Below are 13,125 nucleotides of genomic sequence, written 5' to 3'. Positions count from 1 at the left end.
CTGGCCGCCGGCGAGAGCGGCGCACGCGTGGACGGTGTCCCGTCGTGGCGCACCCACCCCGCCTTCACCGACGCCGAGCGCGCGGCGCTCGCCCTGGCCGAGGCCGTCACGCTGGTCCACGACGGCCACGTGCGCCAGGAAGTCCTGGACACCGCGGTCACCGCGCACGGCCCCGGCCGCACTCGGCACTACCCGAACGTGCTCTCCCCGCGCGGCGCCGACCAGCCGGTCTGGCTTCCGCGGCCGCGGAAACCGGACGTCAGCGCGTTGGCCGAGATCCTGGGCCGCGGCTGAGAAGCTTGTCAGGTCACCTTGATGACGACCTTGCCCGAGGCGTGCCCGTTCTCGACGGTGGCGAGGGCGGCCGGGGCGTCGGACAGCGGGTGAACCGCCGTGACCGGGGGCGCGAGGACGCCGTCGAGCGCCAGCCGGGCGGCGCGCTCCAGGTTGGAGCGGTCGAGGCGGCGCTCGACGAAACGGCCGCCGATGTCGGGCACGGACTGGTCGCCCACGGCGATGACATCGCGGGGGTTGCGCGCCAGCGGGGCGACCGCCCGCAGCGAGGGACCGCCGACCAGGTCGACGATCCCGTCGAAGCCGCCGGGAGCCAGCTCACGGGCCGCGGCGACGACGTCCTCGGTGGTGTAGTCGACGAATCGCACCCCGGCGGTCTCGGCCGGCTCGCGTTTGGCGGCGCTGCCGGTGCCGACCACGTGCAGCTCGCGGGCCGCGGCCAGCCGGGCGACCGCGAGGCCGACCCCACCGCCGACGCCGTTCACCAGGATCGTGGCGCCGGTCGGCAGGCCGAGCTGGTCGAGCGCGTCCACCGCGGTCGTTCCCGCCACCGGCAGCGTCGCCGCCACGGTGGCGGACAGACCCGCCGGGATGCGCGCGGTGTTCGGGGCCGACAGCACCGTCGTCTCGGCGTAGGTGCCGCCGCCGGTGAGCGCGAAGCCGAAGACCGCGTCCCCCACCTCGAGCCCGTCGACGTCCTCCCCCAGCGCGAGAACGGTACCTGCGGCCTCCATGCCGAGCACGCGGGGAAACGGACGCCCGCCGTCGAGCCCGGGGACCAGACCCGCGCGCACGAGGTGGTCGAGGGGGTTCACCCCGGCGACGTCGACCCGGATCAGCACCTCACCGCGACCGGGAGCGGGATCGGGGCGGTCGAAGAACTCCTGCACTTCGGGCCCGCCGTGCCTGCCGAAACCCCATGCCTGTCCCATTTTCCGTGCCTTCCAGGTGATCGGCCCGGTCGTTCCGGGCTCTACGGCCATCCTGACCGCTGACACCGGTGTCAGGGGCAACCGGCTGAGGCACTGGTCACACCCGCGAAGTAATGTTCCCCGCGAGGAAAGGAGGCTCGCTGTGGCTGCCGAGCCGTTCGAGGTCAGCGTCACCGAAGCCGAGATCGCGGATCTGCGGGCCCGGCTGCGCCGGACGCGGTGGCCCGAGCCCGAGCCGGTGGACGACTGGTCACAGGGGCTGCCGCTGGCCTACGCGCAGGAGCTGTGCCGCAGCTGGGCCGAGGACTACGACTTCGGGTTCGCCGAACGCTTGAACGTCTTCCCGCAGTACCGCGACACCGTCGACGGGCTCGGCCTCCACTTCCTGCACGTCCGGTCGCCCGAGCCGGACGCCTTCCCGCTGGTGCTCACGCACGGGTGGCCGGGTTCGGTGCTCGAATTCCTGGACGTCCTCGGCCCGCTGACCGACCCGCGCGCGCACGGCGGGGACCCGGCGGACGCGTTCCACCTGGTCGCACCGTCGCTGCCCGGGTACGGCTGGAGCGACAAGCCCTCGACGACCGGGTGGGGCGTCACCCGCATCGCGCGCGCCTGGGACACGTTGATGGTCTCGCTGGGCTACGAGCGGTACGGCGCGCAGGGCGGCGACTGGGGTTCGGCGGTGTCCGGTGCGCTGGGCGAGGTGGCGCCCGAGCGGGTCGCCGGCGTGCACCTGAACCTGGGATCCGTGGCGGCGGGCGCGTTCGACGACCCGACGCCCGCGGAACGGGCGAACCTCGCGGCCGAGAAGGAGATGCAACGCACCGGCCGGGGGTACTCGGCGATCCAGGCGACCCGGCCGCAGACGCTCGGCTACGGCCTCACCGACTCCCCGGCGGGCCAGGCCGCCTGGATCGCCGAGAAGTTCTGGGCCTGGACGGACCACGAGGGCCGCCCCGGGGACGCGTTGCCGCGGCAGAAGATCCTCGACGAGATCTCGGTCTACTGGTTCACCGCGTCGGCCACGTCGTCGGCGCGCCTGTACTGGGAGAGCTTCGCCCACTTCCGGGACAAGGTCACCGCGCCGTCGGGGCTGTCGGTCTACCCGCGCGACATCACGCGCCCGTCGCGGCGGGAGGCCGAACTGCGGTTCACCGACCTGCGCTGGTTCGAGGAACTGCCGCGCGGTGGCCACTTCGCCGCACTGGAGCAGCCGGCGTCGCTGGTCGAGCAGGTGCGCGGGTTCTTCCGCCTCGTCCGCTGACCGTCCGGACGCCGGTCGTCACCCGCCCGGCGGCCCGGCCAGCTTCCGGGCGTGCTCCCGGGTTTCGTCGTTCAGCGGGAAGAAGCATTCGATGCGCAGCTCCTGCAGGGTCACGTCCTGGGGTGTGCCCAACGTCGTCACCGTGGAGAAGTAGTCGAACCGCCGGCCATCGCGCTCGTACCGGATCGGCACGATCGGGAGGACGGGCGACGTCGCGTCCAGCACCCGCAGGTGCGCCGGCACGTCCGGGTAATCCAGCACTTCGCCGAGGATCCGCTGGGCCCGCTCGTCCAGGACGCCCCCGATCGCCTCGCGCCGGGCCCGCCGCACCAGCGCTTCGGCCACCTCCGGCCAGTTCGTCACGTGGGGTCGCACGCCGTCCGGGTGGAACATCCGGCGAAGCACGTTCGCCGCCCCCGGTGGACCCGCCGGCCGCCCGTCCTGGAGGAAGGCGAAGAACCGGCGAGCCGCGGAGTTGGTGTGCCGGATGTCCCAGCCGCGGTCCATCACCAGCGCCGGGAACGGTTCCTGCTGGGCGAGAATGGTCTCCAGGGCGTCCCGCACCGCGGCGAGGGCCGGTGCGTCCAATGCGGACTCCGGGTACTCCGGGGCGAAGCCGGCACTGAGCAGCAAGGTGTTGCGCTCGCGCAGCGGGACGTCGAGGACCTCCGCGAGCTTCAGCACCATGGCGCGGCTCGGGTTGGCCCGTCCCGTTTCGACGAAGCTCAGGTGGCGGATCGACACGGCGGCCTCGGCGGCCAGCGCCAGCTGGCTCAGCCGCCGGGTACCGCGCCACTGTTTCAGCAGGAGACCGACGTCAGGCACCCGCCGAGTATCCCGTCTTCCAGGCGTGCGGCACCACCGCGTCCTCCAGCGGCGGCCAGGCGAGGTTGGCCGTGTAGTTCGTCATCGCCGAGATCGCCACGCCGGTGATCACCTCGAAGACCTGTTCTTCGGTGAAGCCCGCCGCCTTGAACGCCGCCACCTCCGCGGCCTCGACGTGCCCCTTCCGCTCGATCAGCGACCGGGTGAAGGCCGACAACGCCGCCATCCGCTCGTCCGCGGGCCGCTCGCCCCGCCGGATCGCCTCGACCACGGCGGGTGCGACGCCGTCCTGCAGCGACTCCAGCGTGTGGAACGCCACCGCCCACTCGCTGCGGTTGGCGACCGCGTTGGACAGCAGCAGGACCTGCCGTTCGTCCGGGCCGAACGTGCCCCCGCCCCGGAAGTGGCCGAAGGCGGCGAAGAAGGTGTTGATCAGCGCCGGCGAGTTGGCCATGAGGCCGGCCGCGGCGGGCACGAACCCGAAAGCGCCTTCAAGGACCCGGAGCGGCTCCTTCGCGGCGTCGGCGGCTGTGTCTGCGGTGTGGAGCTGGTGACTGGTCATGGTGTCGAGTTTGCCGGGCCGGGTGCGGCGAACCAATTCCCTCGGAGGTAAACATCACCACGCGTCGCGCGCGGGCGTGCGACAATCGGCCGATGGGATTCAGTTCGGCCGGGCGGGCCAGGACGTCCACTTTGGACATCGCGTACGAGCAGGCGGGTCCGGCCGGCGGTCCGCCGGTCATCCTGCTCCACGGCTTTCCCTACGACGTGCGGTCGTTCGACGAAGTCGCCTCCCGGCTGGCGGCTCGGGGTGCGCTCGTCCTCGCCCCCTACCTCCGGGGCTTCGGCGCGACGTCGTTCCGCGAGGAATCGACGATGCGGTCGGGACAGCAGGCTGCGCTGGGGCACGACCTCGTCGGGTTCATGGACGCGCTCGAGATCGGCTCCGCGGTCCTCGCCGGCTACGACTGGGGAGGCCGGGCCGCCTGCGTGACGGCCGCTCTGCACCCGGAGCGGGTCACCGGGCTGGTCACCGTGGACGGCTACAACATCCAGGACATCGCCGCCGCGAACGACCCGACGAGGCCGGACTGGGAGCAGGCCTTCTGGTACCAGTTCTACTTCCATTCGGAGCGTGGCCGCCGCGGGCTCGCCCGGAACCGCGAAGAACTCTGCTCATTGTTGTGGCGCAGCTGGTCGCCGAAGTGGGAAGGGGCCGGTGCCGCCTTCGCGGCGAGCGCGGCGAGCTTGCACAATCCCGACTTCGTCGACGTGGTCATCCACTCGTACCGGCACCGCTACGGCCTGGCCGACGGCGATCCCCGCTACCAGCGGACGGAAGATCTCCTCGCGAAGCAGCCGCCGATCACCGTTCCGGCCGTGCTGCTGGAAACGGGCGCCGACGGTCTGCCGGGCCCGAGCCCGGCCGGCGACCGGGCGTTCTTCACCGGGCCGTATGAACACCGGCTCCTGCGGGACGTCGGGCACAACCCGCCCCAAGAGGCGCCGGAGGAGTTCGCGGACGCGGTGGAGGCCCTGCTCAGCGCAACGCTCTGAAGAACGCCCGCATGTCTTCGGCGACGAGCCGGGGTTCCTCCCACTCGAGGAAGTGCCCGCCCCGCCCGACCTCGGTCCAGCGGTCGACCCTCGAGAACCGTTCGACCCACTCCCGCGGCGTCGGGAACATGTCCTTCGAGGACATGAGGTGGGCCGTGGGCACGTCCCACCCGGCGCCCGGCCGGTACTCGGACTCGCCGTAGAGCCGCATCGACGAGCCGATCGTCCCGGTGAACCAGTAGACGCTGATGTTCGTCAGCAGCTGGTCCTTGGTGAACCGGCGTTCGACGTCTCCGTCGCAGTCGCTCCACCGGCGGAACTTCTCCACGATCCAGGACGCGAGCCCCGCCGGAGAATCGGTGAGCGACGCGGCCAGGGTCTGCGGCTTGGTGGCCTGGATCGCGCCGTACCCCACTTCGGACGCCCGCCACCGCTCGACGTCTTCGAGGTACCGGCGGATCGCCGGACCGGGGTCGGCGGGCGGGTTGTCGGCGCGCGGTGTCGTGCCGCTGAGGTGGATGCCCACCACGGCCCGGGGGTGGTGCGCGGCCAGTGCTTCGGCGACACTCGCGCCGAAATCGCTGCCCCGGACGGCGTACCGCTCGTACCCGAGCACCCGCGTCATCACGTCGTGGAAGGCGCGCGCCATGCGCGTCTCGGTCAGCCCGGGTTCCCCGGGCGCCTCCGAGAACCCGAACCCGGGCAGCGATCCGACGACGACGTCGAACGCGTCGGCCGGTGCTCCGCCGTGCTCGCCGGGCGCGGCGAGCAGCGGCACCAGGTCGAGCATCTGCACGAACGACCCCGGCCACCCGTGCAGGACCAGGACCGGCAGGCCGCCGCCGCCGGCCCGCTGGTGGACGTAGTGGACGCGCAGCCCGTCGGCCACGCTCCGGAAGTGCGGGAAGGCGTTCAACCGCCGCTCTTCGCCTCGCCAGTCGAACGTCTCCGCCCAGTACTCGACGAGCTCACGCAAGTACCCGGGATCCGTGCCGTACCGCCACCCCGCTCCTGCGACGGCGGCGGGCCAGCGGGTGTGGCGCAACCGGTGCCGCAGGTCGGCCAGCTCCTCGTCGGGCACCGCGATGCGGAACGGCTCGCGGTCTTCAGGCATCGGACTCACCGACCCGACAGTAGCTCCTCAGCCCGCCGCGCGGAGGATCGTTTCGGCCACCACCTCCGGGTGCACCAGCGGAACGGCGTGCGTGGAGTCGACCTCCACGACGGCGGAGCCGGCTCGCTCGGCCATCCACCGCTGGGCTTCGGCGGGAATGGACTTGTCCCGTGTGGACACCACGGCCCACGACGGCAGCGCGTGCCAGCTGGCGGCGTCCGCGAAGCTGCCTTCCAGGGTGACCGGGTCGAACGGCTTCTGCGCCGCGGCAAGGATCTTCCGGTCCCGCGCACTGGCGTCACCGGCGTAGACCTCACCGAACTTGTCCGGCCGGAGGTAGATCTCCGCGCCGCCGGGGTACTCCCGCACGACCAGGTTGTCCGGAATGAGCAGGCTGCCCGGGAACTTCCCGTTGAGCGCACCCGCCGTCTCCCCCGCGTCCTGCTGGAACGCCGTGACGAACACGAGCGAACGGACGGCTTCGGTCAAGGCACCGGGAGCCGAGATCACCGACCCGGCGTAGGAGTGGGCGGCGACCACGAGCGGGCCGGTGAGCGTGCCCAGGAACTGCCCGAGGTAGGCGATGTCGCCGTCGAAGTCGCGCATCGGCAAGGAAGGCGCGATGACGGTGTGCCCGGCGTCCTGCAAGTGCACGGAGACGCGGCGCCACACCGAAGCATCGGTCAGGGCGCCGTGGACGAGAACGAAGGTCGGCTGATTCATGCCCTCAGTTTCGGCTCCGCGCGGCGCTCGAAGACAGTGGCAGTCCTGCCGACTATCGAAACCATCCCGCCAACGGGCTCAGCCGCCGTCGAAGGTGAACGCCCTCCGGTGTTCGCGGGGCGAAACGTTCGTCGCGCGCCGGAACTGCACCCGCAGGTTGGTCGCCGTGCCGAAGCCGACCCGGCGCGCGATGTCCGCTATGGACAGATCCGAGCTCTCCAGGAGTTCCTTGGCCCGCAAGATGCGCTGGTCGCGCAGCCAGGTCAGCGGCGGCACCCCGGCCTTCTCGCGGAAGCGCCGGTGGAACGTCCGCTCCGACATGGCGAACCGGGTGGCCACGTCCTTCACCGACAGGGGCTGTCCCAGCGACACGAGCATCCACTGCTGAGCCCGCGCGATGACGTCGTCGCCGGGCGGGACGACCGCCTTCTCCACGAACTGCCGCTGCCCGTCCGCCGGGCGCGGCGCCATCACGATGCGCCGTGCGACGTGCCGCGCGGCCGCCGGTCCGAGGTCGGCGTTCAGCAGGTGCAGGCACAGGTCCACGCCGGCGGTCACGCCGCCGGAGGTGAGCACCGAGCCGGTCCCCGCCACGAGCACCGACTGGTCGACGGTCAGCGCGGGAAACCGCTCGGCGAGGTCCGCGCACAGCGACCAGTGGGTGGTCACCGTCAGCCCGTCGAGGACACCGGCCCGCGCCAAGGCGAACGCCCCGGAACAGATGGACACCAGCCGGACACCCCGCCGGTGCGCACCGGCGAGCGCCCGCAGCAACGAACCGGGCAGCTCACGCTCGACGGCGTCGGCGTAGCCCGGCACGACGATCGTGTCCGCCCGGCGCAGCAGCTCCAGCCCGCCGTCCGGAAGCACCGTCGTGCCCCCGGCCACCGGCACGGGGCCGCCTCCCACGGACACCGTCACGAGGTCGTACGCCTCCGGCGCCTCCCGGCCGAACACGTGCACCGGGATCGCGTAGTCGAGGGGCAGGACGTGCTCGAGCAGGACGACGACCATCCGGTGCCGGGTCACCGCAGCGCCCGGAAGAAGTCGCTGACGTCGCGGGCGAGCAGTTCGGGTTCCTCGTGGGCGGCGAAGTGGCCGCCGCGGGGCATCGTCGTGTACCTCGTGACGTGGTACGTGCGCTCCGCCCAGCTGCGCGGCGGCTGGGTCAGGTCGGCCGGGAACAGCGCCACGGCGGTCGGCACCTCGACCCGCTCGACCCTGCGGGTCAGGTCCTCCCCGTACTCGTAGTACGGCCGGAACGACGTCGAAATGGTGTTGGTGAACCAGTAGAGCGACGCCTGCGTCAGCAGGAAGTCGTCGCTGAACCGCGAGGACAGGTCACCGCCGCAGTCGCTCCACGCGCGGTACTTCTCGACGATCCAGGCGAGCAGCCCGGCCGGCGAGTCGGTCAAGCCGTAGGCCAGGGTGACCGGCCGGGTGCTCTGCTGGTGCTGGTAGGCGCCTTCCCGCGCCGACCAGGTCGCCACCGAGCCGAGGTAGGCCCGCTCCGGCGCGGTGAGGGTCTCGTCGTCGTAGGCGACCGGTCCGGCGACGGCCGTCAAGTGGATCCCGGCCAGCGCCTCGGGATGGGCTTCGGCCAGCCGGGAGGTGATGCCCGCGCCCAGGTCCCCGCCGTGCGCCGCGTAGCGGGAGAAGCCCAGTTCCTCGCGCATGAGCAGGTGCCACAGTTCGTGGGTCTGCACGGGATCCGCGAGCGAAGGACGTTGCGGGGAGAAGGCGAAGCCGGGCAGCGACGGGACGATGACGGTGAAGGAGTCCGCCGCCGAACCACCGTGCTCGGACGGCGTGGCCAGCCGCTGGGCGAACTCGGTCAGCTCCAGGAACGAGCTGGGCCACCCGTTGGTCAGCACGATCGGCAAGGCGTCCGGGGCTTCGCCGTCGAACCGCAGGTAGTGCACCGGCGTCCCGGCGATGTCCGCGAACCGGTGGGGCAGGGCGTTGATGGCGGCTTCCTGCGCACGCCAGTCGTAGCCGGAGGCCCAGTGATCGACCAGCCGCCGCAGCTCGCCGGGATCGGTGCCCGCCGACCAGCCGGGCACCGGCCACGGAGCCGGCCAGCGCGTGCCGGCCAGCCGGGTCCGCAGCTCGCCGAGTTCGGCGTCGGTGACCGCGAGCACGGGCCTATCGGACATGGTGTTCTCCTCGCGTTCGCGGAAAGCCGTCCGGGCCGGGCAGCTCGACAGCCGGATCGATGGCCGCTCGCGCCGCCTCCCGGGACCGTGGTCCGGTCGCCAGCAGTGCGTGCATGATCATCCCTTCGAGCAGCGCGTCCAGGCGTGCGGCCGCTTCCGCGCCGACGAACCGGGCCAGCACCTCCTGGCTGCTCCTCGTCCACGCCTCGGCCAGCACGCGGAGCCCGGGGTCGCGCAGGGCCGCCAGGTGCAGCTCGAATCCGAGCACCGCGCTGCGCTGCCGGGCCGGGCTCGCGTGGACGAGGTCGACCAGCACCTCGACGAACTCCTCGCGGGTCCCGACGTCGTCGAAGAGCCTCTCGAACACCGCGGTCCGCAGCTCCACGAAGCGCGCAAACGCCTGCGCCTGCAGTTCGGCCAAGCCGGCGAAGTGGTACGTGACCGATCCGAGCGGCACGTCGGCCCGGGCGGCGACGTGCCGGTGCGTCATCCCGGCCATCCCGCGCTCCACCAGGACATCCAGCGCGGCGTCGAGAATGCGGATCCGGCGGCCGGGATCATGCCGGCGGGGTCGCCGGCCGGCGGTCCGGTCCGGCGATCCGGGGAGAGCCATAAGAACAAATGTACACACCGGCGCCGGCCGCCGTCGCAGGAGACCGGGTGACCGCGCCGACGAGTTCGGCGGTCACGTCCCAGAGCCGGCCGGCCAGCTCCTCGTCGAGGCCGTTCTTGCCCGCCCGGTTGACGGCCGGAAAGCCGCGAAGGCCGCCGAGACCGCCGGGCCCGACGTAGGCGTTGCCGGGAACGTCCTGCGTCGCGGCATAGAGCAGCGACAACGCACCCCGCTCGGGCGAGTTGGTGAGGAACGGGACGCGGTTGACGATGTCCGACCGCGAGTGGGCGGCCAGGCCGGTGCGGGCGATCCCCGGGCTGGCGAGCACCGAGCGGACCGCGCTGCCCTGGGCGTCGAGGCGGCGCTGCAGCTCCAGGGAGTGCAGCACGACGGCGAGCTTCGACGCCCGGTAAGCGGCCATGCCGTGGTACGGGCGAGTGCGCCAGTCCAGGTCGGTCAGGTCGAGCCGGCCCTGGCGGTGCAGCTGGCTCGTGACGTGCACCACCCGGTCGGTGACGTGCCCGAGCAGCAGGTTCGTCAGCACGAACGGGCCGAGGTAGTTGGTCGCCGTCTGCCGGTCGAAGCCGTCCGCCGTCCGCGCGGCGGGGACGTCCATGACGCCGGCGTTGTTGATCAGCACGTCGAGGTCACCCGACCAGGCGGCGGCGAAGGCCCGCACCGAACCGAGGTCGGCGACGTCCAGCGGCCGGACGTCGAAGCGGCCGGGCAGCCCGGCGACGGCACGCCGGCCCTGCTCGAGGTCGCGCACGCCGAGCACGACCCGGGCGCCGGCTCGCGCCAAAGCGCGGGCGGTGATCAGGCCGAGTCCGCGGCCGGCGCCGGTGATCACCACGGTCCGGCCGGTGCGGTCCGGGATTTCGTTCTCTGTCCATTCGGTCTTGGTCATGCAGCCAGTGAACGGACCGCGGCCCGGACGAGGAAGGACGCGCTCAGCCACTGACCGGCAGGTCGTGGTCGAGCGACGCCGGGATCGCGACAATGAGGTCATGGACCGCACGTTCGACGCCGCCACTCTCGGCGCCTTCCTGCGCACCCGGCGGGCGGCGTTGCAACCGGAAGACGTCGGGCTCCGGCGCGGGCCACGCCGGCGCGCGCCGGGCCTGCGGCGGGAAGAGGTCGCGGAGCTGTGCAGCATGTCCGCGGACTACTTCGCCCGCCTGGAGCGCGGCGACGGGCCGCAGCCTTCCGAGCCGATGCTCGCGGCCGTCGCCCGGGGCCTGCGGCTCACCCCCGACGAACGTGATCACCTGTTCCTCCTGGCGGGCTACCGCACGGCCCGCCGCGACCTGCGGGCCGGCCACGTGAGCCCCGGCCTGATGCGCGTCATGGACCGCATCGCCGACACCCCGGCCCAGATCATGGGTCCGCTGGGCGAGACGCTGCTGCAGACCCCGTCCGCGGTCGCGCTGCTGGGCGAGCAGACGCAGTACACCGGCCACGCCCGCAGCGCGCCGTTCCGCTGGTTCACCGATCCGGCCGCCCGCGAGCGGTACCACCCCGGCGACCACGCCGGGAACAGCCGCGTCAACGTCGCCCAGCTGCGCGCGGCGGTCACCCGCGACGGACCCGGTTCGCCCGCCGGGGAGCTCGTCGCGGCCCTGCGCGCCACCAGCGGCGAATTCGACCGGCTGTGGGAGCGGCACGAAGTGGGCCTCCGGCTCAGCGGCACCAAGCGGTTCGTCCACCCCGAAATCGGCCGGCTCGACCTCTACTGCCAGCTCCTGCTCGAGCCCGACGAGGGCCGGTCACTGCTCATCTTCACCGCCACTCCGGGTACCGCGGACCAGGAAAAGCTCGCGCTGCTCACGGTGCTCGGCACCGAGAAGTTCACCGTCGGAACCGAATGACACCGGCCGGGCGACCGGCCTGACCGCACCGCACGGCCGCGACCGCCGTTGCCGCCACCAGCAGGTAGCCCGCGGCCGCCCCCACCACGACGGACACCGGGCCGAAGCTCGCGCTCAGCGTTCCCGCCACCGCGCTGCCGGCCGGGAAGCCGAGCGCGGAGATCGCCGTCCGGGCTCCCATGACGCTGCCGCGGACCGCGGCCGGGGTCAGGCGCTGCACCAAGGTGCGCTCGACCGCGAAGTACGGTCCCCAGCACGCGCCCGCCACCGCGACCAGCACGACGGCCGGGACGAGCGCCGCGGTGGTGGTCAGCAAGGCGAAGGGCACCGTGCCGGCCAGCACGATGGCCGGTACGCGCCACTTCGGGCGCAGGCGGGTCACGAGCGGCACGCCGACGACCACGCCCGCCAAGCCGCCGGCACCGGCCGCGCCCACCAGCAGCCCGTAGCCGACCGGACCCGTGTGCAGGACCTCCCGGCTCAACACCGGGTACAGGACCTCGGTCATCCCGCCGAGGAAGAGGAACCCGCACGTGGCCACCGAAGTCCAGAACACGACCGGCAGCCGCAGGATGGCGCCGAACCCGGGCCGCGTGCCGTCGGCGGGCACCGGCGCGATGACCGGCAGGGCGAAGCACAGCGCGCTCATCACGAAGAAGCTCGCCGCGTCGGCGACGAGCGCGACCGGCGCCGTGGCCGCCGCGACGAGCGCTCCGGCCAGCGGCGGCCCGAGGACCGCGGCGGCCTCCCAATTGGTGGCCAGCGCCGTGTTCGCGGCGTCCAGTTCGGACGCCGGGACCAGCCGGGGCACGACAGCGCTCTCGGCGACTTCGGTCAGCACCGACACCACGGCGGCAGCGGCGGATAGGACACAAAGGACAGTCACGCTGAGCCCGCCGACCGACCACAGCACCGGAACGAGTCCGATGAGGACACCGCGGACAGCGTTGTCCCACCCGAGCAACAGCCGCGGTGGCACCCGGTCCAGCAGGCGCCCGGCGACGGGTCCGGCCACGATCCGGGGAAGGCCCTGGCACAGCACGACCAGCCCCAGCTCCGCGGGACCCGCGATGTCCAGCACCAGCCAGGAGATCGCCACCACCGTGACGACGTCTCCGGTGCGGGAGATCAGCATGCCGAGCCAGAACCGGCGGAACGGCGAATTTCCCTTCAGCACAACGAAAGCACGCACCCCGAACTCCCCTGGTTGCCGGATGCCGTGTCGAAGAACCACCCTAGCAATCCGGAGCCGGTCGATTAAAGCGCCGATTCCCGCGAATCGCCGGCCGCGAATCTCGCCTCGGCGGCCCGGCGTGCCCACGCCGAGGCGGGGCGGCAGCCGCCGATCGCCCGGCGGGAACGCGCGGCGCCGCGGGCGTGGTGTACAGTGAGCGGTGTCCGAGAGTATTTCGTGCGCAAGTGGTCGAACCCGCGCCCTCCTCGGCCCTCAATCCAGCCGGTCACCGAGCCACTTCGGCGGCTGAAACCGGTGGGACCACCCCCGGTGACCAGCGCACCCGCTCCGGTGGCGCCCACGAAAGGATCCCCGATCACCACTTCCACCATGGACAGCTCGCTGTTCAGCCACCCCCTCGACGAAGAGCCCCGGCCCGAAGCGCTCACCGCGCCCCAGGAGAGCCGGTACGGCAGCCTGTTCCTCCAGCCGGTGTACACGCCGGCAGCGGCCTTCGAACCCTCGGCCGGCGCGAACGGACGGCCGGAAGCGGAGAACGCACGGGCGCACGACCCGTCCGGACGCCGCGCCCGCCGCCGATGACA

Annotated in this window: 15 protein-coding genes; 5 read left to right on the top strand and 10 right to left on the bottom strand. The window is 72.6% G+C overall.

Translation table 11 applies throughout. The annotated features are described in order from the left end of the window. Positions 1–27 precede the first annotated feature (27 nt). A complete protein-coding gene (locus AB0F52_RS34395; RefSeq protein ID WP_360180080.1) occupies positions 28–294 on the top strand; it encodes a hypothetical protein in 267 nt (88 codons plus the stop codon). 8 nt (positions 295–302) lie between these two features. On the opposite strand, the gene AB0F52_RS34390 is transcribed toward AB0F52_RS34395, so the two are convergent. Further along, positions 303–1,226: an NADP-dependent oxidoreductase gene (locus tag AB0F52_RS34390; protein WP_360180078.1), complete on the bottom strand. Its 924-nt coding sequence runs from the start codon at positions 1,224–1,226 to the stop codon at positions 303–305. A gap of 142 nt (positions 1,227–1,368) precedes the next feature. On the opposite strand from AB0F52_RS34390, the gene AB0F52_RS34385 reads away from it, so the two are divergent. Then, positions 1,369–2,490 (top strand): epoxide hydrolase, encoded by a 1,122-nt coding sequence (locus AB0F52_RS34385; RefSeq protein ID WP_360180076.1) that lies wholly within the window; start codon positions 1,369–1,371, stop codon positions 2,488–2,490. Between the two features lie 18 nt (positions 2,491–2,508). Here AB0F52_RS34385 and AB0F52_RS34380 read toward each other — a convergent pair whose 3' ends face one another. Both AB0F52_RS34380 and AB0F52_RS34375 read right to left on the bottom strand, forming a co-directional pair. Further along, positions 2,509–3,315: a helix-turn-helix transcriptional regulator gene (locus AB0F52_RS34380; RefSeq protein ID WP_360180074.1), complete on the bottom strand. Its 807-nt coding sequence runs from the start codon at positions 3,313–3,315 to the stop codon at positions 2,509–2,511. Beyond that, positions 3,308–3,877, bottom strand: a complete 570-nt coding sequence (locus tag AB0F52_RS34375; protein ID WP_360180072.1) for a carboxymuconolactone decarboxylase family protein — start codon at positions 3,875–3,877, stop codon at positions 3,308–3,310. Before AB0F52_RS34375 ends, AB0F52_RS34380 begins: the two co-directional genes overlap by 8 nt. A gap of 92 nt (positions 3,878–3,969) precedes the next feature. Between AB0F52_RS34375 and AB0F52_RS34370 the strand changes: the two genes are divergently transcribed. Continuing rightward, positions 3,970–4,872 (top strand): alpha/beta hydrolase, encoded by a 903-nt coding sequence (locus AB0F52_RS34370; RefSeq protein ID WP_360180070.1) that lies wholly within the window; start codon positions 3,970–3,972, stop codon positions 4,870–4,872. Here the strand turns inward: AB0F52_RS34370 and AB0F52_RS34365 are convergent. From AB0F52_RS34365 to AB0F52_RS34340, 6 genes are all read right to left on the bottom strand, one after another. Beyond that, the gene (locus tag AB0F52_RS34365) at positions 4,856–5,986 is read right to left on the bottom strand and encodes an epoxide hydrolase family protein (protein ID WP_360180317.1); all 1,131 of its coding nucleotides are present in this window, start codon (positions 5,984–5,986) and stop codon (positions 4,856–4,858) included. The two genes, AB0F52_RS34370 and AB0F52_RS34365, sit on opposite strands and share 17 nt — an antisense overlap. A gap of 27 nt (positions 5,987–6,013) precedes the next feature. After that, positions 6,014–6,709, bottom strand: a complete 696-nt coding sequence (locus AB0F52_RS34360) for an alpha/beta hydrolase (protein ID WP_360180068.1) — start codon at positions 6,707–6,709, stop codon at positions 6,014–6,016. Between the two features lie 78 nt (positions 6,710–6,787). Further along, positions 6,788–7,738: a helix-turn-helix domain-containing protein gene (locus AB0F52_RS34355; RefSeq protein WP_360180066.1), complete on the bottom strand. Its 951-nt coding sequence runs from the start codon at positions 7,736–7,738 to the stop codon at positions 6,788–6,790. After that, the gene (locus AB0F52_RS34350; protein WP_360180064.1) at positions 7,735–8,865 is read right to left on the bottom strand and encodes an epoxide hydrolase family protein; all 1,131 of its coding nucleotides are present in this window, start codon (positions 8,863–8,865) and stop codon (positions 7,735–7,737) included. Before AB0F52_RS34350 ends, AB0F52_RS34355 begins: the two co-directional genes overlap by 4 nt. Then, the gene (locus AB0F52_RS34345) at positions 8,855–9,478 is read right to left on the bottom strand and encodes a TetR family transcriptional regulator (protein WP_360180062.1); all 624 of its coding nucleotides are present in this window, start codon (positions 9,476–9,478) and stop codon (positions 8,855–8,857) included. The genes AB0F52_RS34350 and AB0F52_RS34345 overlap by 11 nt, the downstream gene beginning before the upstream one ends. Next, complete coding sequence (locus AB0F52_RS34340) at positions 9,423–10,385, bottom strand: SDR family NAD(P)-dependent oxidoreductase (protein ID WP_360180060.1); 963 nt, start codon at positions 10,383–10,385, stop codon at positions 9,423–9,425. The genes AB0F52_RS34345 and AB0F52_RS34340 overlap by 56 nt, the downstream gene beginning before the upstream one ends. A gap of 100 nt (positions 10,386–10,485) precedes the next feature. Here AB0F52_RS34340 and AB0F52_RS34335 point away from each other — a divergent pair, with 100 nt between their 5' ends. Next, entirely contained in the window at positions 10,486–11,346 is an 861-nt protein-coding gene (locus AB0F52_RS34335) for a helix-turn-helix transcriptional regulator (RefSeq protein WP_360180058.1), read from the top strand. On the opposite strand, the gene AB0F52_RS34330 is transcribed toward AB0F52_RS34335, so the two are convergent. Further along, positions 11,327–12,538: an MFS transporter gene (locus AB0F52_RS34330; RefSeq protein WP_360180056.1), complete on the bottom strand. Its 1,212-nt coding sequence runs from the start codon at positions 12,536–12,538 to the stop codon at positions 11,327–11,329. The genes AB0F52_RS34335 and AB0F52_RS34330 overlap by 20 nt on opposite strands. 372 nt (positions 12,539–12,910) lie before the next feature. On the opposite strand from AB0F52_RS34330, the gene AB0F52_RS34325 reads away from it, so the two are divergent. Next, positions 12,911–13,123 (top strand): hypothetical protein, encoded by a 213-nt coding sequence (locus tag AB0F52_RS34325; RefSeq protein WP_360180054.1) that lies wholly within the window; start codon positions 12,911–12,913, stop codon positions 13,121–13,123. Positions 13,124–13,125 lie beyond the last annotated feature (2 nt).

Source organism: Amycolatopsis sp. NPDC024027, from assembly GCF_040638975.1.
GTDB lineage: Bacteria > Actinomycetota > Actinomycetes > Mycobacteriales > Pseudonocardiaceae > Amycolatopsis.
The sequence above is the reverse complement of the archived record's forward strand: the minus strand, read 5'-3'. Positions and strand labels throughout refer to the sequence as shown.